Origin of the sequence: Leucobacter japonicus (assembly GCF_001273855.1) — a bacterium.
GTDB classification, from domain to species: Bacteria; Actinomycetota; Actinomycetes; order Actinomycetales; family Microbacteriaceae; genus Leucobacter; species Leucobacter japonicus.
The window spans coordinates 58,348-79,679 of the sequence record NZ_JHBX01000078.1 but is presented as its reverse complement, the minus strand read 5'-3'; the positions used below and the strand labels follow the sequence as shown (position 1 = coordinate 79,679).

Genomic DNA, 21,332 nt, shown 5'->3' with positions numbered 1-21,332 from the left:
GGGAGATGCACCTGGCGGGGACGCTGGTGATTGACAGAAAGGCAGAAGGCCTCCGTCATGAGTGGTGTCTAGCGTCACTCACGATGGAGGTCTTCTTCCTTTCAACGTCCCAACCGGATACCATTGGCTACTTACAAGTCAGGTCCAGGGTTTCCGGGCCCGGACCTCCGGCACATCTTTTGTCGGTCGTGAGTAATCTCCGTTACATCACTGCATGATCCGCGGCTCGCCGACGTTGGCAATCTCGGTGGGGAGCCCCCAGGTATCCAAGATCTTCTCCATCGATCCATTCTCATGCAGAGACTTGACGTAGTCGTCGAAGGCCTCGCGCAGTTCCGGGAAATCCTTGTTGAAGGGCAGAGATGATTGACCCGCCTCGAGAGTCGCTTGCACCCGCTCATCCGGTTTGACGGTGGTCACCGTGAAGTCCTTGAACCGGGGCGCGCCAGTGGCGATCTCGACGACCGCGTCGAGCCGCCCGGCCTCGAGATCCTGCAGCAGGAGCTGAGACTCGGAGTAGAGCGACAGATCGTCGCCGAACAGCGATTGCAGGTCTTCCGTGAACATGTAGCCTTCGACGCAGCCGATCTTCTTGCCCTTGAGATCATCGAAGTTGTCATACTTCTTATCGGCCGCGATGATGACCTGGTCGAGATACATCGGATAGCCCATCGAGACGACCTTTTCGCGAGCCGCGGTCCGGTACCAACCTCCGAGCACCGTGTCGGTTCTGCCCTGCTCCACGCTGGTGACCCCTGCGGACGAAGCGACCGGCTGCGCGTCGACCTTGAGGCATTCCTCCTTTGCGAAGCCGCGGATGACGTCGGCGTCCACTCCTTCGTACCCCTCGTCTCCCGACGGCATCGTGAGCGGGGGCGAGTCCGGCACACCGACGGTGAGTACGCCCGCCGTGAGCGTCGTGATCCCATCGCGTTTAGGAGTGCAGTCTTGAGAAGCGACATCGCTCGAAGCGCCGCCGGAGCACCCGGCGAGTCCGATGACCAATGCGGCGGCTGCGCCGCAGGCCAGCAACGGGGTGAACGGTTTCATTTCTAATCTCCTTTGATTGATTGTTCAGAGTGGGGCTGGCACGCTGGGCTGGGATTCTCTGACCGGGCGGGCAGAGCCTTTCGGCCTACTCATCCGCTGCACGAGCGTACTCAGCGGAAGCGTGATGACAAGGTAGAGGAGTCCCGTCATGATCAATGCGGGCATGAACTCGAACGTGCGCGCTCCGATCGCATAGGCCCTCGAGAGGAGTTCGGGGAGCGCGATCGAATAGGCGAGTGCAGTGGCCTGGAAGATCTGCGTGGACAAGCCGATGAGCGAAGGCAGCGAGATCTTGATCGCCTGAGGGAGCACGACGTCGAATACGGTGTGGCGCCGTGAGAGTCCAAGGGCCTGCGCGGCTTCGATCTCGCCCTGCGGAACTGCCTGAATCCCCGCTCGGAAGAGCTCGCTCGAGTAGGCGGCGGCTGTCACCGACAGTGCGAGGAATGCGGAGACCATGCTGGAGAGTGTGATACCGACATCCGGCAAGCCGTAGTAGATGAAGTAGAGGAAGATCAGCGCGGGGATGCCCCGTCCGATTTCGATGAGCGCGATCGCTGCGAAACGCAGAGCGACAAGCCCTGTGGTGCTCAGCAACCCGAGGAGAGCGCCGAGCGGGAGCCCGATGAGGAGGCTGACCACCGCTACCTGCAGACTGATCCAGAGCCCGCCGAGCATCTCGGGCAGCCAGGACAACCAGGTCGAGATGTCGCTCATGCCAGCACCTTCTTGCGGAACAACCGCTCGAGTCCCCGTGAGGCAAGAGCGAGCGGAACGCTCAGCACAAGGTAGAGCGCAGCGGCGATGAAGAAGGGCGTCATGGAATCCGCGCCCGGTTGTCTCGCGGCCGAGCTCGCTACGAATACGATGTCCACAACGCCGATCACGGAGACGATCGACGTGTCCTTGAGCAGACCGATCGCATAGGTCACGATGCCCGGCAGTGCGACCCGAAAGGCCTGAGGGGCCAGAACGGCTCCGAAAGCACTCCTGCGCGAGAGCGCCAGTGCCATCGCCGCTTCGAACTGTCCTTTGTGAACTGCGAGATACCCTCCCCGATACACCTCGGCCAGGTAGGCCGTGGAAATGAGGCCGAAACCCATCACAGCGGTCTCTATCGTGCCGAAACGGAACTGACCGACTTTGATTCCGTAGTAGATGATGAAGATCCAGACCAGGGGCGGGACGCCTCTCACGACGTCGATGAACACAGCGGCGCACCGGCTCAATGCGCGCGAGGACGAGATACGGGCGAGCATCAACGGCACGGCGAGCAACGACCCCGCCAGTAGGGACAGAATCGTGATCAGGATGGTGTTGAGCACTGCTGATGGCAGCGCGGCGATGAACTGCGTCATCGATGAGTCACCGCCTTCAGGAACCGTTGCGTTCTCGGATGCTGCGGTCGATCGAGAACGTCGTCGGGTCGACCGGACTCGATGATCCCGCCATCCGCCATGACGACGAGTCGATCCCCGACCTGGCGCGCGAATTCGATCTCATGGGTGACGATGATCATGGTCATACCCGAGCGAGCCAGTTCTTGCATGACGGCGAGCACCTCCAGACCCACCTCGGGGTCGAGTGCAGAAGTGGGCTCGTCGAAGAGCATGACCTTGGGATCCATTGCGAGCGCGCGGGCTATGGCGATGCGTTGCTGCTGTCCTCCGGAGAGCCGGCTCGGATACTCATCCGCCTTGCCCAAGAGTTCCATTCTTTCCAGGAGCTCCTTCGAACGCCGGGCTGCCTCGTCGGTGGAGCGCCCGAGCACCCGTCTCTGGGCGAGGTTGATGTTCTCGAGGACCGTCAGGTGAGGGAAGAGGTTGAACGATTGGAACACCATCCCGACGTCTTTTCTGAGTACCTGCAACTGGGTCGGGGAGGGGGTCGAGGCGGCATCGATGACGTGATCCATGATCTGGACGGTGCCGCTGTCCGGTTGCTCCAGAAAGTTCGCGCATCGTAGAAACGTGCTCTTTCCCGCTCCGCTGGGCCCGATGATCGAGACGACCTCGCCTTGGCCCACGTGGAGGGTCACTCCGTCGAGGACCGTCTGCCCGGCGTAGGACTTGGTGATCCGATCGAGCTTCACGACGTACTGCGCCGCATCCGGAGAACCCTGGACTTGTTCAGACATGATCGCCTCCCACGGCCGATTGCGCGAGATGCGAACTCAGACTCGATGCGAATGCCTCGATGATCTGCTCGATATCCGTCTCGGTGTGCGCAGCGTTCAGGAAGAACAGACCTTTGCGGTGGGTGTAGACACCGCGTCGGATCATGCCCTCCATGACGGCGGTCACGGCGTCGCGATTCGAGCGGTAGACACCGGGCATCGAATGAGGATCGCGGATATCGCCCCACAGTATTTGGACCAGGGAGCCGATCTGATTGCAGGTGATCGGCACGCCCTGCGCTGCTGCTGCGGATTCGAGCCCGCGTTTGAGCTCCGTGCCGAGCGCTTCGAGATACGGATAGAGCGATCCCTCGTTTCGCTCCAGGTGGGCGAGCACGGCGGTCCCCGCCGCAACCGCGAGCGAATTCCCGCTGTACGTCCCCGCGACGGGAACCCGTCCGTCGACGATCGATTGCATCACCTGCTCAGTGCCGGCGACCATGGCGATCGGGAAGCCGTTTCCGAGGGCCTTGGCGTAGATCCCGAGATCGGGCGATACTCCGAGCTGCTGAGCAGCGCCTCCGCGGGCGACTCTGAATCCGGTTACGACCTCGTCGAAGATGAGGAGTGCTCCGTGCCAATGCGCAATGTCCTTGAGCGATGCCAGATAACTCGCGGGAGGGGGAAACGTTCCGAAATTCGTGACGTAGGGTTCGGCGATGACCGCAGCGACGTGGTCTCCGATTCTCTCCATGAGCTCGCGGAAATGCTCGATATCGTTCCAGGTTGCGATCACCACACCCTCGGGCGCGCGGCCGTTGGGGAGGAACGGGGTAACGGGGATCTCGCCGGGTTCGAACTCACCCGATGCGGGTTTGGGCGGCTCCATGCCCGCTGTGTTGACGAACACCGGGTCCATCCAGCCGTGGTAGTGGCCTTGGAATTTGACGATGGTGTTCCTGCCGGTGACGCCTCGCGCGATCTTGATGGCGAGCTGTACCGCTTCCGTGCCGGTCGACATCATCGTGACCTTGTCCGCCCAACCGAGTGATCGGAGCGCGGACTCCGCGAATTCGCTCTCGCCGGTCATCGGAGAGCCGGTGAGCACTGCTCGGTTCATCGCTTCGGTCACCGCGGTGTTGACCTCATCGTGCCCGTGGCCGAGAAGGATCGGACCGTGCGCGGAGACCACGTCGATGTATCGCTGGTCGTCGACATCCCAGTAGTAGGCGCCCTTCGCTCGGGTGTATACGACCTGGTTCTCCCGCATGCGGAAGTAGGAGACCAGTCCGCGCGGGATCGAGTGACTCGCGCGGGCGAGTTCCTGCCTCGAGCCGGCGAGGGAGTGCAGGGGTTGCTGTTCCATAGACTTTCCCACCATTCCTTAGGAGAGCCGGAGCCGGGCGAATGGCTCCGTCGCTGACGTGTTCCGGATACGCACGTGTTCCGGAGTGAGTTCGGAGATGCTGGTGCACCCCAACAGGCTCAGGGTGGTCCGCAGTTCGCTCGCGAGCAGATCGATGACCTTGCTCACACCCTGCTGGCCCCCGGCCATCACTCCGTAGAGGTAGGCTCTGCCCAATCCGACGGCCTGGGCGCCGAGCGCCAGAGAGGCGATGATGTCCGTGCTCGACATGATGCCGCCGTCGATGATCACCTGGACTTCGGCAGGAAGACGCTCCCGTATCGGAGAGAGGAGTTCGAGCGGCAAGGGAGCGTGGTCCAGCTGACGGCCTCCGTGAGTGGAGAGGACGATCGCGTCGGCACCCGCCTTCGCGCAGAGTTCGGCGTCCTCGACGGACTGGAGCCCTTTGACGATCAGCGTGCCGTCCCACACGCTCTTCAGCCATTCGATGTCTTCGATCGTGACTCGCGGATCGAATGTGCGCGACATGACAGCCTCGGGGAGCTCCGACGCGGCGTCCACCATTGCGAAGCCCAGGGGATCCGTGGTGAGGACGTTCCAGCACCATCGGGGGCGGCGTGCCATCGGAATGGCTGTGCGCATGGTGAGTTTCGGCGGCATCATGAGTCCGTTGCGGACGTCGCGAAGCCGTTTGCCGGGCACGGGAGCATCGATGGTCACGATGAGCGAGGTGTAACCCGCCGCAGAGGCGCGCTGGAGCAGTTCCGCGCTCCAGGTTCGATCGGACGTGAGATAGAGCTGGAACCACCGGGTGCTGTCAGGCGCGCCTTCCGCGACTCGCTCGATCGTGGTCGTTCCCATCGTCGACAGCGAGTAGGGGATGCCGGCCTGTGTCGCGGCGCGCGCGACGGCGATCTCGCCCTCGTGATGCATGGCGCGGGTGAAACCGGTCGGGGCGAAGAAGAACGGCAGGGGCAGGCGTTCGCCGACCAGGTCGACGGAGGTATCGATCGTGCTCACGTCTCTGAGGGCGTTCGGGCGGAACTCCACTCGGGAGAAGAGTTCCCGGCTCCGGCTGAGGCTGGTCTCCGATCCGGCGGCGCCATCGACGAAGTCGAAGACCGGCCGGGGAACGCGTCGCTGCGCCAGTTCGCGCACGTCGTACAGATCCGCGCAGCGGTCGAGGCGGGCCTTCGTCCGGTCGAGGCTCGGGAATCCGAACCCGAGCAGCGGTCGGATCTCCTTCCACCGAGGAAAGCGTCGAGGCGCGGCCTCGAACGGTGCGGCACTGCGAGGCATGGTTACGAGACCTTCCGATCGGCAGCGGAAGCAGGCGCCTCGGCGGAGCGGACGAACCGGTTCCGCAGGGTGCCGATACCGCTGATCGTCGATACGAGTTCGTCACCGTCCCGCAGGTAGAGCGGTGGAGTGCGCCCGATGCCCACTCCCGACGGCGTGCCTGTGAACACCAGGTCTCCGGGCTGGAGGCGCACGGAGGAGGACAGGGTCGCAATCAGCTCGCCGACGGAGAAGATCATCTGCGAGGTGCGACCCTGCTGCACGACTACCTCGTTGATGGAGCAGCTTAACTCGAGATCGTCGGGGTCGTCGAGTTCGTCGGGCGTGACGAGCACCGGACCGATGGGTCCGAAACCCGGGAGCGATTTGCCGAGGCTGAACTGGGGCGGGGTCATGGCGAATTGCAGCAACCGCTCCGAGATGTCTTGACCCACGGTCACGCCTGCGACGTAGTCCCAGCCCTCTTCTGTCGAGATACGCCAAGCCGGCTTGCCGATGACGACGACGAGCTCTACCTCCCAGTCGACATCCCCCTCAGGAAGCCTGATCTCCCGGTAGGGACCGGTGATACAGCTCGGGAATTTCGTAAACACCGGTGGGTAGGCGGCCGGGACTTCGAAGCCGGACTCGTCGGCGTGCTCGCGGTAATTGAGTCCGATCGCAAATACCTGAGCAGGGCGGGGAGCAGGGGCTTGTAGTGCCTCTCGTTCGAATGGCGACGCCTCAGGCAGTGACGCGTGCTCGGCCCAACTCAGGAAGTCAGACCACCTGTCATAGATGCGCTGAGGGTCGGAGTCGAAACGATTGCCGCTTGCTCCCGCCACATCAACCGCTCCCTCGGGGGTGATGATAACCAGGCGTCCGGCGAGGTTTCCGATCTGCACGTTTCGTCTCTCCTTCGAATCGATAATGAATGATGATTCATTCAGCGGTGAAGCCGATGTCTCGATACTGAATCAACGCTCGCATTCTGTCAAGAAAAGTGTGCACACTTTTTCCACTATTCAGAGACAAGCCCTGATGCAAACAAGCCCTATATGTGTAATCTGGATACAGATCAAGGGAGCATCAATGGCCGCCAGGACCGAGCAGACTGTGCTGAATATCCATGGGCTCGTTCGTGAGCGAATCATTACGGGCCACTACGCCCCCGAGGAGCCACTGTCCCAACTCCCCATCGCCGAGGAGCTGGGTGTGAGCCGCACGCCGGTGCGCGAGGCGTTCCGGCTGCTCGAACAAGAGGGCCTCCTCATCGCTGAGCACAACAAGCGGTTCCGGGTAGCGAGCTTCAGTCCCGCAGATCTGGAGGATCTCTACGTCCTGCGAATCGCGGTCGAATCGGCGGCGATACGACTGAGCGTGCCGCAGATAGAAGAAGAAAACCTGACCGTTCTGCGATCCTACATCGAGGCTATGGACGCGGCGATCGCGACGGGGTCGTACGACGCTTGGCGCGATCCTCACCATGCCTTTCACGAACTGCTGCTGATCCACGCGGGATACCGAGCGCGCTCAAGCGCCAGAGACCTCTCCGTTCACGCCGAGCGCTATCGTTACGCCGTGACTCTCCCGGAGAGCCCGATATCCTGGGCGCAGAGCCACCAGGATCACTGGGATCTCTTCGATTCGGCGAGCAAGCATGATGGCGACCGAGCTTCGCAGCAGATATCACTGCACTACGGTCGAGTGGCGCTCTCGTATTTGTCCTTTTCAGCGCCCCTATACGATCCCCGCATGCTTCGCGTCACATTGGACTCAGTGGACGCTTCGAGCGAACTCTCCTCCGGCTGGTCGCGAAAGCCGCGCTACTCATGACCCGTAGCCTCGTACTCAAACCACCGAAAGGCGTGCTCGCAAGGGACAGCTCAGGTCACCGAAGAACCTTTCGACCTCGGGTAATTCATATCGGCGAGGCGGCTCTCCACGATCTGGTCCCGACGAAGATGGCTGAACGCTCCGGGCTCTCGCCGTCCACGGTCTGTCGGATCTGGAAAGCGTGGGCCCAAACCTCACCGGACTGACAGGTTCCAGCCTTCCACAGACTCGTTGTTCGTGGAGAAGGCGCTGTGAGATCGTCAGCCCCTACCTGGACAAGAACTCCCGGGTGCATACGCTGTCGCGCTCGCAGTCCGAGTTCCCGATATTGCCGGACATGCCCGAGAAGCGCACCCGTGGCTACTTGCGTCACGGCACCACGAACTTGTTCGCCGCACTGTACGTGCGAGATGGAACAGTGCCCGCTTTCACACATTGCCGATATCGCGCGACGGAGTTCCAAAACTCCCCCAGAAGATCGACCGGGTGGCGCTCGACGAGCTCGACCTGCTCAAGATTTGCGATGACTACGGCACCCATAAGCATCACGTCATGAAGGCCCAACTCGAGCGCCACCCGATTCCATCAGCATCTCGCGTCGATCCCTTTGCCGTGGGTCAATAAGGCCTATTGTCTCGTTGCGGAAGTCATCCATGACTCGCTGCAATGCTCGAACCGGCGCTCGATTCAGGTCCTGGATAAAGATCTTCGCGAGTATGCGCGGGGGTGAAACGAGACCCCCAATTCGTTTGTGTCACGTGTGGACTAATATCGCGAACAAGATACTCGCGTCACTCAGCCGATAAATGAACAGAACGACCGGCACAGGAGACTAGTTCACTTGACCCAACCGTGAGAGCCCCCGACTTACCGCCCCACCCAACGGGCCGCCCTGCGCTCGGTGAACGCAGCAACTCCCTCTGCCGCATCCCGTGAATGGATCACGGCACTGACGGCCGGCTCGAGTTCGGTTCTCAGCGCGGCGAAGGCCTCACGCTCGGGAACCCCACGAGTCCTGGAAACTGTCTCGAGAATCGCCTCGACAGCCAGTGGAGCTGCGCGACAGACCCGCTGCGCAAGAGCGAATGCAGTATCCAGCACGTCACCCCCCGGCACGACTGCATTAGCCAACCCCCAGGCATACGCCTCCCGCGCTGTGAATTCACGACCGGTGAGTAGCAATTCCATGGCGATCACTCTAGGCAGGGTCGACGGCAACCGCGTCAAGCCCCCCGCATCAGGCAGGATGCCGAGCCCAGCCTCAGGAAACGCGAATACGGCATGCTCGGCAACAACAGCCAGATGGCAAGCAAGCATGAGCTCGACACCGCCACCATAAGCCGCCCCGTTCACTGCCGCGATTACCGGCTTCCTCAGGTCGAAGTATTCAGTAAGGCCGGCGAAACCCCCTTCACCCTGGTCCGCTCCGTGCTCCTCGCCCTGCGCTGCCGATTTCAGATCCCATCCCGCGCAGAAGAAGCGTTCACCCGATCCGGTCAGGACGCCGACCCGCAGATCATCTCGAGCATCGAGTTCGACGAACGCCTCGTAGAGCGCCGCACTGGTGACGGCATCGACGGCATTCGCTTTTGGGCGATCGAGAGTCACGAGCAGCACCTCCCCGCATACCCGCGTCGTCACGCCAGAGCTATTCTTCATTTACCCTCCACAGCAGTCGGCCGACAGCACGGCCGGTCGACTCGCGACACGAATCGACCACTTGACCGCGCTGCCCGCAGAGAATACATTAACTAATAATAATTAAGTTACTGCTCGACCGCACCACTCAATGAGGAGCCCCCGACCGTGAATCGATCCGGTTTCAGTAGCGAACCCATCCCGTTCCCCACCCTGTCCGCCGCCCTCGCGCACTGGCGCAGCACAACACCAGAGGCACTGGCACTTACGCAAGGTCAGGAGGAGTTGACATGGCATCAACTCTCAGATCAGGTCGCGCGATGCCGCAGTTGGCTTCGCGGCCAAGGTGTCACACAGGGCGACTGCGTGGTCATCGTCGGACACAACTCCATCCCTTGGATCATTCACTATCTCGCGGTCCTCGAGCTGGGCGCCATCATCGCACCAGCCAACAACCGCCTGAATCCGAGCCAATTCTCCACCCAAGTGCGCACGCTCGATGCGGTGATGGTGCTGCGAGACGCTGATCACCACGAGATCACCAATACGGTCGCCGACATCCCGATCCACGACCTCGCGCACGATCTCCCTGCAGCGCACGACACCACACCAGTCGACCTTGGTCATGACATACCGGCGCTCGTCAGTTTCACCTCTGGCACAACAGGCACCCCGAAAGGCGCCACCCTATCGCAAGGTGCCCTTGCTGAAGCCTCATGGGCCTTCGTGCGGGTCATGCACACGACCCAGCACGATTCAACCCTGGTAGTTGTGCCCATGTTTCACAACACAGGGTTCATCGACCAGTTCGGGCAGATGCTGCTCGTCGGCGGCCGCACAGACCTGTTAAAGAAGTACCGCACTGCACTCGCAATAGAGGCCCTGACTACTCGCCCAGTCACTTACCTGGCAGCGGTTCCAAGCATTCACCGGCTCATCATGCTGGCAGACGGGGCCGCTCAGGCTCTGGCGAGCCTGCGCATCCTGCTCTACGGAGGCTCGCCGATGCCCCGGTCCTGGATCGAGGAGTATCTGACGCAATGGCCGAGCATCCAACTATTCCACGGATACGGACTCTCCGAATACGGATCAGCGATATCGTTCCTTCCCCCTGAGTTTGCTCGTGAATGCGGGGAATCCATCGGCATGGCCGTGCCATTTACCTCCATCCGGATCGTCGGCGAAGACGGGAACGAGGCCGCAGAGGGCGAGGTCGGCGAGTTGTGGGCCGCAGGGCCGACGATCATGCTCGGCTACTGGCGTCAGCCCGAACTCACCGCTTCGAAGATCGTCGGCGGCTTCTTGCGCACCGGCGATCTGGCGCGCAGGGTGGGCGACCTGCACTACTTCGAGGGGCGCGTAGACGATGTCATCAATCGCGGTGGAGAGAAGGTACTTCCATCACATGTCGAAAACGTGCTGGCGACCCTTCCCACTGTCTCACTCGGCTGTGCCTTCGCTCTGCCCGACTCAATTCTCCAGAACCGAGTATTCGCCGCCATCGAGGTGCGACCGGGCGCCTCGTTCGACGAAGCTGCTGCTCTCGAGCACATGCGAGAGCATCTCCCCGACTACGCAGTACCCGAACGAATATTCGTGCACGATGAGATGCCTCGGACAGCCAGCGGAAAAGTCGACCGCAAGGCCCTGACCACACAGCATGCCTCTTCCGAAGCCGCGACCGTACGCTGAGCACAGGTCGTTTCTCGAAGGCTGCGCATTCCGCACCGGCCCGGCGAACTAACGTACAGTAAGTTCAACACTCAGGCACATTCTCGAAGCATCTCCCCAGTAAGCGAGGCCACACGTTGAGCTCAATAACTCAAGCACCGAAGAAGACACAGAACAAGGGCCAGAAGGGACGAGGCAACGTCGGTCGCGAGAAGGTGATGGAGGTCGCAACGCAAATGTTCCTGCGGCGCGGCTACCCAGGTACGAGCATGAAGGCGCTCGCCAACGAACTCGGCGTTTCCGCACCAGCTCTCTACTGGTACTTCCCATCCAAGGAGGATCTCTACGTCGAGGTGATCGAGACCTCGATGCGCGACTTCGCAAGCTCCGTCCACGCCGCAGCGACATCGTCTGACCCTGCAATCAAGCTGCAGCAGCTTGTGCGTGCGCATGTGGTCTGGCAACTCGACCAGTCAGATGCCGCCCGCACCTTCGACCTGAGTAGAGCGCACGCGGAGGAGTTCCCCGTCGAGCGCCTTTCGGGGGTGCGACAGCTGCAGATCGACTACCGCGATCAGATCAGGCAGGTGCTTCAGCACGGCTGCGACCAGGGATCCTTCACCGTCGAAGATATCAACGTGACAGCCTTCAGTATTATCACGCTTTGTGAGTACGTGTACTCCTGGTTCAATCCGCACGGAAAACTCAGCACCACGGCAGTAGCCGAACGGTTCGTCACTCTAGTCCTGAACATGGTGAATTACTCGCGACCCACGCAGGGCGCCTAGAACCCAGGAAGTGCCGCCCGGCCCTTCCGCCCCACAAAGAACCCGGAGGGATCAAATGAGTATCGAATCTATGCACAAGCTTCTCGAGGAGTACCACGAGGCGTGGGGTCGAGGCGATCAAGAAGCCGGGATGGCCTTCTACTCCGACGACGTCGTCGTCCACATGGGTGGCGACGGGCCACTCTCCGGTGTGTATCGCGGCAAGAAAGACTTCGTCGACAACTGGATCGGGCGCGTCAATGCCTACGTTGATACCTGGCAAGTAGGCGGCGAAGGTGAAGACGAGAAGGACAACGTTCTGCTCATCGGCGAAGACGGCGTACTCATGCTCGTGCACGAAGAGTGGGGCAAGGGCGACCGCAAAGTCATCACCAAGCGCATGGGGTTCTACAGATGGCAGGGACGCCAGATCGTTGAATGCTACTTCGCCGACATGAACCAGCCCGAGGTCGAAGGGTTCTTCGGGGACTTGAACGCCTGAGCATCGATGAAGCCATAGAGCACCGAACTTCGGTAAGTCGACGGACCTGAACTCAATCACTCAGGGCCGTCGACTCATAGGGGCGCAGCGATCCCCTGCTTAGCGCCGCGAGTGCAGCATGAACAATCAATCCATCATTGCATCACACCACTTGCTTAATATATGTTAATTTAAGTACTCATGACCCCCCGAGCAAACGCCTTAGAACTGCTCCCGCAATTTGTGCGATCCCCGCGCTCAGTTATCGAGTACTAGCTATTCCCACCTCCGCCTTGCATAGAACGGAACCTGCCCGATGACGAAGATCGATCGCTCTTTCATCGAGTTCATGAGCGAAGATTCCTGTGTGCGCGGGGAGATCTTCATCCCTGCTTCTTCAGAGCGGGGTCATCGCCCCGCTGTGCTTCTATCGCATGGCTGGGCGATGACCGCCGCAGGAAATCTCACTGACTTCGCCCTCGCTTTCGCAGAAGCGGGTCTGATTTCAATGACTATCGACTTTCGGAATCTTGGCAGAAGTGACGGCGCGATTCGCCAGGACATCGATCCGTATGATCAGATCGAAGATATTAGGAACGCACTCACCTATCTCGAGCAGCGCAACGAGGTCGATCCGAATCGAATTGGCATATGGGGATCAAGTTTCAGCGGCGGCCACGTCCTCGTCGTCTCTGCAATCGATTCACGCGTGAAGTGCGCCGTTTCCCAGGTGCCGACGATCAACGGACCAGAGACTGCCCGCATCAATCTGACCGATGCCGAGCGAAAGGCGGAGCAACAGAAGTTCAATGAGGACCGGCTAAACATTCTGCGCGGAGGGGCTCCCACTCTCATCCAAACCGTCAGCGTCCAGCCATCAGATGACTCAATCTACACTGGCTCGGATTCCTATGAATACATGACTGGCGACAGCCGGCGTGCGCCACTGTGGCGAAATGAGACAACGTTGCGCTCCGTGGAGCGCGCACGTGGGTACATACCGGGGGCCTACATCTCAGAGATTGCACCCACGCCCCTGCTAATGATTATCGGCACAATCGACACAACTTGTCCCTCGAGTTTGCAGCGAGAAGCCTTCGAAAAGGCGGGAGAGCCAAAGCGACTGCATCAGATCGAGGGAGGACACTACACTCCCTACGTGGACGAGTTCGCGGATGCAAGCCAGGCTGCTCAAGACTGGTTCCTCGAACATCTCTAGTGCGTTGGGAGGCCTCCCTCTCTATGGCGAACCTTACTCCGCGGGTCGTCCGACTTTGGCCGCCCGCACTCGCCAAATTTGCCCACCGATCGCGCATGTGACTTACAACTCCGTAACGCTAACCCCAGTCCGCTCCGGCACTGCGATTCTCTATCGCGATTTCGGTGACTACCCGGTCGGTAAGGGCAACGCTGCGATGCTCGGCACCAATATAGTTTGCGGGATACGCACGACCGGACATTTGGCTACGATTACGATCTGCCTCGACACCGATTATGTTTTGGATCAGCTGCTATTGCAGTACATCAATATTCTGCGAGACCGACTGGACGCACAAGGGTTTGCCGAGATCCTCTACCCGGAGCCTGCGCAGATACTTCATCTTGGCGGGCGGCGCACAAGCCTCACTATTTCATGGTTGGACGAGCTAGTGGCCCTCAGCGTCGATGGCGCATACCGCGAGCGCTGCGACCACGAGCAGGCTCTTTGGTACCCAGCTATTGACCAAGTCGCACCGTTCATCCGTCTCTCGGCAGTAAGAACGTCACCGTTGCAGCGAGCCCTAAGTCGGCCGACACCTGTAGACGTCCGCCCGTTCACACCGTTGCGTGTAGAAGCTCATACCGTCAAGGCCATGCCTCGCGAGGATCCATTTCGGCGGTGGACGCTCGATGAGTTTGCCGAGCTTGTGCATCTGTCTTCGAAGCAACTCGTAAGTGCCTTTTGCGATGTCTACGCAAAGACGCTGCTCACCTACCAGACAACGCTGCAGGGAGAGAAGATGGCGGTTCTGCTGCGAAGCATCAATGTAGCGATCAGCGAGACTGGGAGGCAGGTAGGGTGGCACCGGTGGTGTCCACGACTGGGACTATGATACGGACGCTTCCCTTCTCGAGCGATAAGAATACGGATATTGAGGGCACTATCCCGAGAGAACGGGAGGTCTCTGTGCTAGGAGAGCGGAGACCAATGCGCATTCTTCGGGCATATCACCGCACTGTCGTAGAACCCGTAGCGCACACCCAAGCAAAAGTCGTCATCGTAACCGCGGGGTGGACGAGGTTGGAGCACCTCAAACAGGTAACCGATCTAGCGGAGGGCGACGTCGCGATCCTCCCTGCGCAAGCCCTTGTTGGTGGCGTCCCGCTCCCAACCGCTGAGACGGTTACGTTCTACTTCGACCCACTATTCCTCGAGCAGCAAACTGCATGGACGAGCACTGTAACCCCAGTGGCAGCCGCGCTCCGCACCGCGGCTGCGGGGATTGGGCCGATTCTCCGCCTCAGACCATCACTGCTTAGACGAGGAACGCTGACCGCCCGAGCGCGCGCACTTTCGGCATGTGACGCATCATCGGAAAGTGTCGGACTGGGACTCGTGGCGGCATCCCTCGGCTTTCTGGCCAGCATAGAACAGGTGCCACCCCCGTCCTCGTCCGCCCTACCGCGACTCGAAGTTCGAGCCGTCGTCACCGCATTGCAGAACGACCTGGCTCGACGTTGGACAATATCAGACCTCAGTCAACTCGTACACCTCTCGGGCTCTCAACTCACGCGGGTACTCGATGCAGAACTTGGTGCACCGCCGATGCAAGTATTGATGAGGCTACGTGCGGAGCGACTTTCGGAGCTGCTGCTGATGACAAACTGGACCGTGCAACGCTGCGCAGAGTCCGTTGGCTGGTCTGACCCCGGTTACGCAAGTCGGATCATGAAACGCTTCTACGGAACCACGCCCAACGACTATCGAAAAGCCGCATACATGTGAGCATCCGGGTACGGCCCCACTCTGGATTGCAGGACAGTTCCGGTACCGGAACCCAAAGCCGTATTCACGCTGCAGGCAAGATGAACGACCTAACTCAACACACATCCGGTATGAGTTCAACTGCACGCACAGCCAAGGGAACGCTCGGCTTAGAATTGTCATGTTTCGCCATCTGCCTGTAGCTGCTAGAGGAGGTTGTGCGGCCTCCGCGGGCGGTAGGGCCTCGACCCCGCATAACCTTCGGCGTCGCGTTTCGGCGCGGTTCCACCAACGCACTGGCTCTCGTTGGGCGAGTGTACAGCGATGCATACGACCCAAGGTCCAGTGCGTCCCTAACGATGTTGCGCATCGAGCGCATAGCTACGTTGCTGTGCACGGAAACGCATATACCAGTCGGGTCGCAGTGCAAGTGAGGCGGAGCGATCCTGATCGCTACGACGAGTCGGGTCAGCCGTAGCGTCAACATCAGTCCGGTTCGCTCTGTTGCAAAGAGGTTCCGTCAGACGAAAGGGTCAATACCCGCATCTGACTGGAGCAAACGAGCACGCTCCCCCTGCTGGCTTCACCTGATTGATAAGCCAGTAGAAATGCGTTGGGTTCTTCACGGGATGTGACGATTTCCTGTCTCTGGACTGTGTTGCTTCCGGCGTACCTGCTGGTGCAAGGGCCGCCCAACGCGAGGTGCGCCCATTCACGGGAGGAGACCCACGCATGGCAGCACCGAGGAGGACCACCGAGGAGGCGCGCGCTGCGCGCGAGGCGAAGCTCGACAAGGTGCGCGAACAACTCAACGCGCAGGTTGCGAAGCTGGTCACGGGCGAGGACTGGAAGCAGGCGCTGTCGTTCGCGGCGAAGTTCCGATCCCGGTCAGTGAACAACTCGTGGCTGATCTTCGCGCAGCATCAGGCCGCGTGGGAAGCCGGCCGAGTGCCCGACCCGATGCCGACGTATGTGGCCGGGTTCCGGCAGTGGGAACAGCTCGGCCGCCAGGTCTCGAAGGGGCAGAAGGGGTACGCGATCCTCGCCCCGGCGATCGGGAAGTTCGCATCGAAGACCCCGGCTAACCCGATGTCATGGCGAAGGCTTGCGCCCCGCGAAGTGCCGCAGCCTGGGGAGAAGGTGAAGTCGGAGATGGTCGGCGCGAAAGTCGCCTACGTCTTCGACATCTCCCAAACATCCGGCCCGGAGGTGCCGCTGCCGCCAACCGCGCAGCTTCTCGAAGGCGAAGCCCCTGCCGGGCTGCGCGACGGCCTGATCCGACAGGTCGAGCAGGCAGGCTTCCAGTTCTTGCCGGTGCCGCACGAGGGCATGATCCACGGCGCGAACGGCATCACGAACTTCACTGATCGTCAGGTCGCGGTGCGGACGAACATGGACGAGGCCGCCCAGGTCAAAACGCTCGTGCACGAGCTCGCACACGTGAAGATGCACGGCCCCGACCAAGAGGAGGCGCGCCAGCATCGCGGCATCGGCGAGGTGGAGGCCGAGTCGGTCGCGCTCATGGTCGGTGCCGCGCACGGCATGGATACGAGCGCATACACGATCCCCTATGTGTCGGGGTGGGCGATTGCCGCCGACGGGAAGAACCCGATCCAGATCGTGCAGGCGACCGCCGAACGGGTCAGAAAGGTCGTCGTAAAGATCCTGGATCAGCTCGACACGGTGCAGGTTGGCGACGGCACTCCGCCGGGCCTCACCCGCGAGAGCTCAGAGCGGTCATCGGCGAACCAGACCACACGGAAGCCTCCGGCCAGGTCGTCGGCAGGGAGACCATCGGCGACGCGGTCCGCGCGGTCGGCCGCTCCGGTGCGGGGGCTGTGATGGACGCCGAACAGCTCCTCGCACCGGTCGCTCGCCTGTCGCTTCCAGATGCGGCGCGGCACTATGCGGCGCTCGGCGTGCCGGTGTTCCCGTGCGCGCCCCGTGAGAAGCGGCCGCTCGTGGCGCATGGCTTCAAAGACGCGACCACTGATCTTGCCCAGGTTGCAGCGTGGTGGCGGCGTTGGCCGGAGGCGAACATCGGTATCCCGACCGGGCCTGCGTCGGGGTTCGAGGTCGTTGATGTCGATGTGAAGGGCGATCCGCCGCGTGGCCCCGAATCCTGGCAGCACGCAACTCAGGCCGGGCTGCTGGACGGGTGGGCGGCGCGGGTCGTCAGCCCGTCGGGCGGTCTGCACGCCTACTACCCGGCAGCCGCGACCGACCAACGGTCCTGGGCCTCGGGTGCGGCGCAGCTCGATTTCCGTGGCACCGCCGGGTACATCGTCGCCCCGCCGTCTCGAACCGTGGTCGGTGGTGAAGTGGTCGCGTATCAGCTCCTCGACCTCGCCACCGGCGATGTGCAGCCCGTCGACGCTGCGGCATTGCGGGAGTTGCTGGACCCGAGGCCGCAGCGTTCGCCGTGGGTGGCCCGCCTGTTCCGCGGCACCCTCGAAGAGCGCACCCAAAGGATCGCCGCCTGGCTGGAAGGACAGGGCGAAGGCGAGCGGAACCAGGGCTTGTACTGGGCGTCGTGCCGCCTCGCGGAAAACGGTGTCGGCCTGGCCGATGCATTCGAGGCGCTGGGCCCGGTCGCCGAAGGGATCGGGCTGCCGCCGCGCGAGATTGAGCGCACGATCCGCTCCGCCTACCGCAACCCCAACACCTTCCCGCCGGCATCGGCGGCCGGGGCGTCGCGGCCGGTCGCGCAGCATGCCCCGGTTGATCGAGGGCGGGTGCTCGCATGAACAACACAGCGACACGACGGGGCGACAGGCTCGCGGTAATGACCGCAGTCGCAGGAACGGTACTGATCGCGGCGGGCGCGTTCTGGCTCAGCTTCACCGCCCTGGCCGATCTCGCCCGGCGGTCTGGGATCGAGGCGGGGCAGGCGTGGGCGTGGCCGCTGATCGTGGACGGCATCATCGTCGTCGCGACCGTCGCCGTCGTCGCCCTCGCCGGCACCCGGGCCGCGTGGTATCCGTGGATGCTGCTGATCTGCGGGGCCGGCCTGTCGGTGACGGCGAACTCTATCCACGCGATCGTCGCCGCCGACGCCGACGTACCCCCAGTGCTCGCAGCATCGGTCGCCGCCGTACCACCGCTCGTGCTGCTCGCGATCACGCACCTCACCGTGATCCTCACCCGTCACCAACCGGCCGACGACGCCAACGCTGTGCCTTCGGATGCGACCGAACTGCACGCCGAGGTGACCGACTCGCAGGCAGTGCCGGTAGTGGCGCTCGAACCGGCGCTCCGGGTGCCGGTGCTCGCCGCACCACCGGTTCCCGAGCCGGATGATCTGCCGACGCCCGACCCAGGAGAGGTGCCGGGGCAGGGTGGCTGGTCGGGGCGTGAGGTGGCGGAGGTGCTGCGGGCGGGTGGCTGGTCGAACAAGAAGATCGCTCGCTACCTCGACGTGCACCCCTCAACCGTCGGCCGCTGGCTCCCGCGGACGACCACGCCGACCACGGAGCCCGAGGCTGAACCGTCGACAGCGGCAGGCGAAGATCCCGAAGATGCGCCGACAATGCCGGCTGCAGATGCACCCGAGAACGAGGAGGAACCCTCATGAACACCGAACAGATGCCTGATGGGGCGGAGGCAGCGCGGGCGCGTCTGCATCCCGCGCTCGCGGCGGCGATGCACGCCGAACGCACGCCCACGCCGGAGGCAGCGGTCCCGGAGGCGGAGCGGTCGATGCTCGCCGTGCACCGCGACCCCTCCCTACCCTCACACGACCAAACGGAGCGCGACATACCGGATGTCGACGCTGCGGAGTCGGAGACGCCCGAAGCGGAGACGGAGGCGCGGCGGCGGACGCAGGTGCGGTGGGTGCGGCCGAGCGAGTTGGCGATGCAGGGCGGTGCCCGTGCGACGGGGTGGGGGCTCGATCTGCGGGCCGAGCTCGCGCAGCGACTCCGCGACGCCCGCACAGTGCGCAAGCAGGACCGCACCGAGCGCCGCGCCGAGCGGAGTGAGCGGGCGTCGCGGCTGCCGGATCTGTCGATCGCTGGCCGCCGTCGGAATGCGCAGCGGCCGGAGCTGGCGCGTTCGGGGATGGGTCTGAGGTGATCCGTCATGCACGCAGCGACTTGCCGGTTCGCGCAGGACCTCCCAGGGCCGATGCACGCGGTGTGCACCTGCTTGCCAGGAGGTGCCACGACCATGAACCAGAACACGACGACCCGAACCCCTGCCGCACGTCCCGAACGGGATGCGCGGCAGGGGTTCGAGCATTCCGAAAGGCTCCGCGCCCTGCTCATCCGTCTGCACGAGGAGGGCCGGTGGGCGTGGCGGCACGACCCCGAAGTGACCGCACTGATGCGGCACGCCGCCGACAAGTACGCCGCGCTCGCGCGCCGCCACGGCCTCGACCCCTGGGAAGCAGCAGCGGCCGCGTTCGATGCGATGCGCACCGGCGCCGTCCGCCGCGCCGACGACCCGTGGGCGGTCATCACCCGAGCCGTGAAAGTCACCTGCATCGCCGAAGAACGCGCGAACGGGCTGCTCTGCTCCGTGCATCAGGCACGCCGGCCGAAGTTCTCCGCCCATCACGACGCGGAACGCTTCAGCGATCGGGAGAACCCGCTCCCCGACTATCACGAGAGCTTCGCGATACCTGCCCCGGACTACTTCGCAGAGCCCGAAGAGAGCGAGACTTCGGTGCGGGTTGGGCAAGCCATCGAAGACGCCGTCGCCCTGTTCCACCTGCTCGGCTGGCCGCTCGAGGCCGCGCGGGGCGGGATCGAGTACATCGTGAGCCGGCTGGCCGAGTCGGCGTCACGTGCGTCGGCGTTCGAGTCGCTGCGGCGCGACTACCACGCCCGCGCCCTCCTCGACATCCCCGCCTCCTCGTGGCTGACGATGCTCCGGGTAGTGCTCGGCACCCCGGACCCGCATCAGGCGCACACGAGCGCCGCGCGCGGCATCCTGCACCGCCTCGTCACCGAAGAACCGCTTCGCGCGCTCCTCGCCGATGACGCGGTGCTCGCGGAGGTGGTGCTGTCGGCTCCGGACGGGGGTGGGTGTCGTGGCTGCGAGTAGTCCGGGGCATATCGAGCTGGAACGCTCCCTCGAATCCATCACCATCGGAAAACGCCACCGCACCGACCTTGGCGACATTCCTGCGCTCGCCGAGTCGATCCGTGCCGAGGGCCTGTTGCAGCCGATCACCGTCACCCCCGACGGGGCGCTCGTGTGCGGGCGGCGCCGGCTCGAAGCGCTGCGCATGCTCGGGCACCGGTCGACGAACGTGTGGGTGCGGTCGAACCTCTCCGACCGCCTCTCGCAGCTCCTCGCCGAGCAGAACGACAACTCCCTGCACAAGCCGCTCTCCTTGATCGAGGCAGAGTCCTTGTACCGGGAGCTGAAGGTCGTGCTCGCCGAAGATGCGGCACGTCGGCAGGCGGCAACTCGGTTTGGTGCGGAGGGCGGGATTCCGCAGGATTCTGCGGAAGTCTGCGGTGCCGCCGAATCGGCGGCACCGCAGACGCCTGGCGAAGCGCGGGCGCAGGCGGCGCGGATGGTGACGGGCCGGAAGTCGTATTCGATGCTCGAGGAACTCGGCCGCCTGAAAGACCTCGCGAACGACGAGCGTCGGCCCGAGCACATCCGCGCCCAGGCCGCAGAAGAAGTCGCCAGGATCGAGGCCGGCGGGAAAGTGCATGGCGCGCACTTGCGCATAAACACCGCCCTCTCACTGGACGAGCTGGACCGGATCGCCGCCGACCCCGCACAATCGGAGTCCGTGCGAGCGCAGGCGGTGTCGTTGGCGGCCGAGGTGCGGGCGGCAGCGTCACAGGAGGCGCGCACGGCGGAGCTTGCCGCTCTCGCGGCTGAAGCGATCGCGCGGGTCACCACCGAGGGGCTTGGCAAGGGGAAGAAGCGGGTGAAGACGCCCGAGCGTCCGAAGTTGACGCTGGTGATGTTGCCGCCGCGGGCATTCGTCGCGCTCTGGACAGACCTGGACGGCTGGACCCAGAAATACGACGCAGAAGACGTCGCCGCCGCGCTCACCGTACCCGAGTGGGAGCGAGCCGAACGGGTGCTCGCCGAGACCGTCGCGTTCTTCACCCTGATGCGGGCCGCACGCGCCAAGGCCACCGCCGATGGTCCCGAAGCGCACGCAATCTGACCGGCTGGCGATGGGTCGTCGTCTGACG

The 21,332-nt window shown here is 62.9% G+C and carries 22 protein-coding genes; 14 read left to right on the top strand and 8 right to left on the bottom strand.

Annotated features, from left to right (window positions below; translation table 11 throughout):
- Positions 1 to 207 precede the first annotated feature (207 nt).
- From AMS67_RS02665 to AMS67_RS02635, 7 genes are read right to left on the bottom strand one after another with little or no spacing between them, the layout of a single operon-like run.
- Positions 208 to 1,050 (bottom strand): substrate-binding periplasmic protein, encoded by an 843-nt coding sequence (locus tag AMS67_RS02665; protein WP_053385983.1) that lies wholly within the window; start codon positions 1,048 to 1,050, stop codon positions 208 to 210.
- Between the two features lie 24 nt (positions 1,051 to 1,074).
- Positions 1,075 to 1,767, bottom strand: a complete 693-nt coding sequence (locus AMS67_RS02660) for an amino acid ABC transporter permease (RefSeq protein ID WP_053385982.1) — start codon at positions 1,765 to 1,767, stop codon at positions 1,075 to 1,077.
- Entirely contained in the window at positions 1,764 to 2,408 is a 645-nt protein-coding gene (locus AMS67_RS02655) for an amino acid ABC transporter permease (protein ID WP_053385981.1), read from the bottom strand. The genes AMS67_RS02660 and AMS67_RS02655 overlap by 4 nt, the downstream gene beginning before the upstream one ends.
- Complete coding sequence (locus AMS67_RS02650) at positions 2,405 to 3,187, bottom strand: amino acid ABC transporter ATP-binding protein (protein WP_053385980.1); 783 nt, start codon at positions 3,185 to 3,187, stop codon at positions 2,405 to 2,407. The genes AMS67_RS02655 and AMS67_RS02650 overlap by 4 nt, the downstream gene beginning before the upstream one ends.
- Entirely contained in the window at positions 3,180 to 4,532 is a 1,353-nt protein-coding gene (locus AMS67_RS02645) for an aspartate aminotransferase family protein (RefSeq protein ID WP_053385979.1), read from the bottom strand. The genes AMS67_RS02650 and AMS67_RS02645 overlap by 8 nt, the downstream gene beginning before the upstream one ends.
- A gap of 18 nt (positions 4,533 to 4,550) precedes the next feature.
- Entirely contained in the window at positions 4,551 to 5,831 is a 1,281-nt protein-coding gene (locus AMS67_RS02640; RefSeq protein WP_053385978.1) for an alpha-hydroxy acid oxidase, read from the bottom strand.
- 2 nt (positions 5,832 to 5,833) lie between these two features.
- Entirely contained in the window at positions 5,834 to 6,715 is an 882-nt protein-coding gene (locus AMS67_RS02635; protein WP_053385977.1) for a fumarylacetoacetate hydrolase family protein, read from the bottom strand.
- Positions 6,716 to 6,902: 187 nt separating this feature from the next.
- On the opposite strand from AMS67_RS02635, the gene AMS67_RS02630 reads away from it, so the two are divergent.
- Together AMS67_RS02630 and AMS67_RS17215 are read left to right on the top strand one after the other, a co-directional pair.
- A complete protein-coding gene (locus AMS67_RS02630; RefSeq protein WP_053385976.1) occupies positions 6,903 to 7,646 on the top strand; it encodes a GntR family transcriptional regulator in 744 nt (247 codons plus the stop codon).
- Positions 7,647 to 8,132: 486 nt separating this feature from the next.
- Positions 8,133 to 8,270, top strand: a complete 138-nt coding sequence (locus AMS67_RS17215) for a hypothetical protein (RefSeq protein ID WP_156316506.1) — start codon at positions 8,133 to 8,135, stop codon at positions 8,268 to 8,270.
- Between the two features lie 243 nt (positions 8,271 to 8,513).
- Here AMS67_RS17215 and AMS67_RS02625 read toward each other — a convergent pair whose 3' ends face one another.
- Complete coding sequence (locus AMS67_RS02625; RefSeq protein WP_241487967.1) at positions 8,514 to 9,254, bottom strand: enoyl-CoA hydratase-related protein; 741 nt, start codon at positions 9,252 to 9,254, stop codon at positions 8,514 to 8,516.
- 198 nt (positions 9,255 to 9,452) lie between these two features.
- Here AMS67_RS02625 and AMS67_RS02620 point away from each other — a divergent pair, with 198 nt between their 5' ends.
- The 12 genes from AMS67_RS02620 (at position 9,453) to AMS67_RS02570 (ending at position 21,304) form a co-directional block, all read left to right on the top strand.
- On the top strand, positions 9,453 to 10,976 hold the full coding sequence (locus tag AMS67_RS02620; protein WP_075201189.1) for a class I adenylate-forming enzyme family protein: 1,524 nt from the start codon (positions 9,453 to 9,455) through the stop codon (positions 10,974 to 10,976).
- A 197-nt stretch (positions 10,977 to 11,173) separates the two neighbouring features.
- On the top strand, positions 11,174 to 11,743 hold the full coding sequence (locus tag AMS67_RS02615; protein WP_075201188.1) for a TetR/AcrR family transcriptional regulator: 570 nt from the start codon (positions 11,174 to 11,176) through the stop codon (positions 11,741 to 11,743).
- Positions 11,744 to 11,798: 55 nt separating this feature from the next.
- Positions 11,799 to 12,224, top strand: coding sequence for a nuclear transport factor 2 family protein (locus tag AMS67_RS02610; RefSeq protein WP_075201187.1), 426 nt, complete (start codon positions 11,799 to 11,801; stop codon positions 12,222 to 12,224).
- A 295-nt stretch (positions 12,225 to 12,519) separates the two neighbouring features.
- A complete protein-coding gene (locus tag AMS67_RS02605) occupies positions 12,520 to 13,422 on the top strand; it encodes an alpha/beta hydrolase (RefSeq protein ID WP_053385971.1) in 903 nt (300 codons plus the stop codon).
- Between the two features lie 97 nt (positions 13,423 to 13,519).
- The gene (locus AMS67_RS02600; protein WP_053385970.1) at positions 13,520 to 14,296 is read left to right on the top strand and encodes a helix-turn-helix transcriptional regulator; all 777 of its coding nucleotides are present in this window, start codon (positions 13,520 to 13,522) and stop codon (positions 14,294 to 14,296) included.
- Positions 14,293 to 15,189 carry a helix-turn-helix transcriptional regulator gene (locus AMS67_RS18205; protein ID WP_082305237.1) on the top strand — a complete coding sequence of 299 codons (897 nt, stop codon included), beginning with the start codon at positions 14,293 to 14,295 and terminating at the stop codon, positions 15,187 to 15,189. The genes AMS67_RS02600 and AMS67_RS18205 overlap by 4 nt, the downstream gene beginning before the upstream one ends.
- Positions 15,190 to 15,900: 711 nt before the next feature.
- A complete protein-coding gene (locus tag AMS67_RS02595; RefSeq protein WP_053385969.1) occupies positions 15,901 to 17,010 on the top strand; it encodes an ArdC-like ssDNA-binding domain-containing protein in 1,110 nt (369 codons plus the stop codon).
- A complete protein-coding gene (locus tag AMS67_RS02590) occupies positions 17,010 to 17,915 on the top strand; it encodes a bifunctional DNA primase/polymerase (protein ID WP_053385968.1) in 906 nt (301 codons plus the stop codon). Before AMS67_RS02595 ends, AMS67_RS02590 begins: the two co-directional genes overlap by 1 nt.
- 38 nt (positions 17,916 to 17,953) lie before the next feature.
- A complete protein-coding gene (locus AMS67_RS02585; protein WP_241487966.1) occupies positions 17,954 to 18,742 on the top strand; it encodes a DUF2637 domain-containing protein in 789 nt (262 codons plus the stop codon).
- A complete protein-coding gene (locus tag AMS67_RS02580; protein ID WP_053385966.1) occupies positions 18,739 to 19,242 on the top strand; it encodes a hypothetical protein in 504 nt (167 codons plus the stop codon). Before AMS67_RS02585 ends, AMS67_RS02580 begins: the two co-directional genes overlap by 4 nt.
- 93 nt (positions 19,243 to 19,335) lie before the next feature.
- Positions 19,336 to 20,214 (top strand): hypothetical protein, encoded by an 879-nt coding sequence (locus AMS67_RS02575; RefSeq protein ID WP_053385965.1) that lies wholly within the window; start codon positions 19,336 to 19,338, stop codon positions 20,212 to 20,214.
- Positions 20,201 to 21,304: a ParB/RepB/Spo0J family partition protein gene (locus AMS67_RS02570; protein WP_075201196.1), complete on the top strand. Its 1,104-nt coding sequence runs from the start codon at positions 20,201 to 20,203 to the stop codon at positions 21,302 to 21,304. The genes AMS67_RS02575 and AMS67_RS02570 overlap by 14 nt, the downstream gene beginning before the upstream one ends.
- Positions 21,305 to 21,332 lie beyond the last annotated feature (28 nt).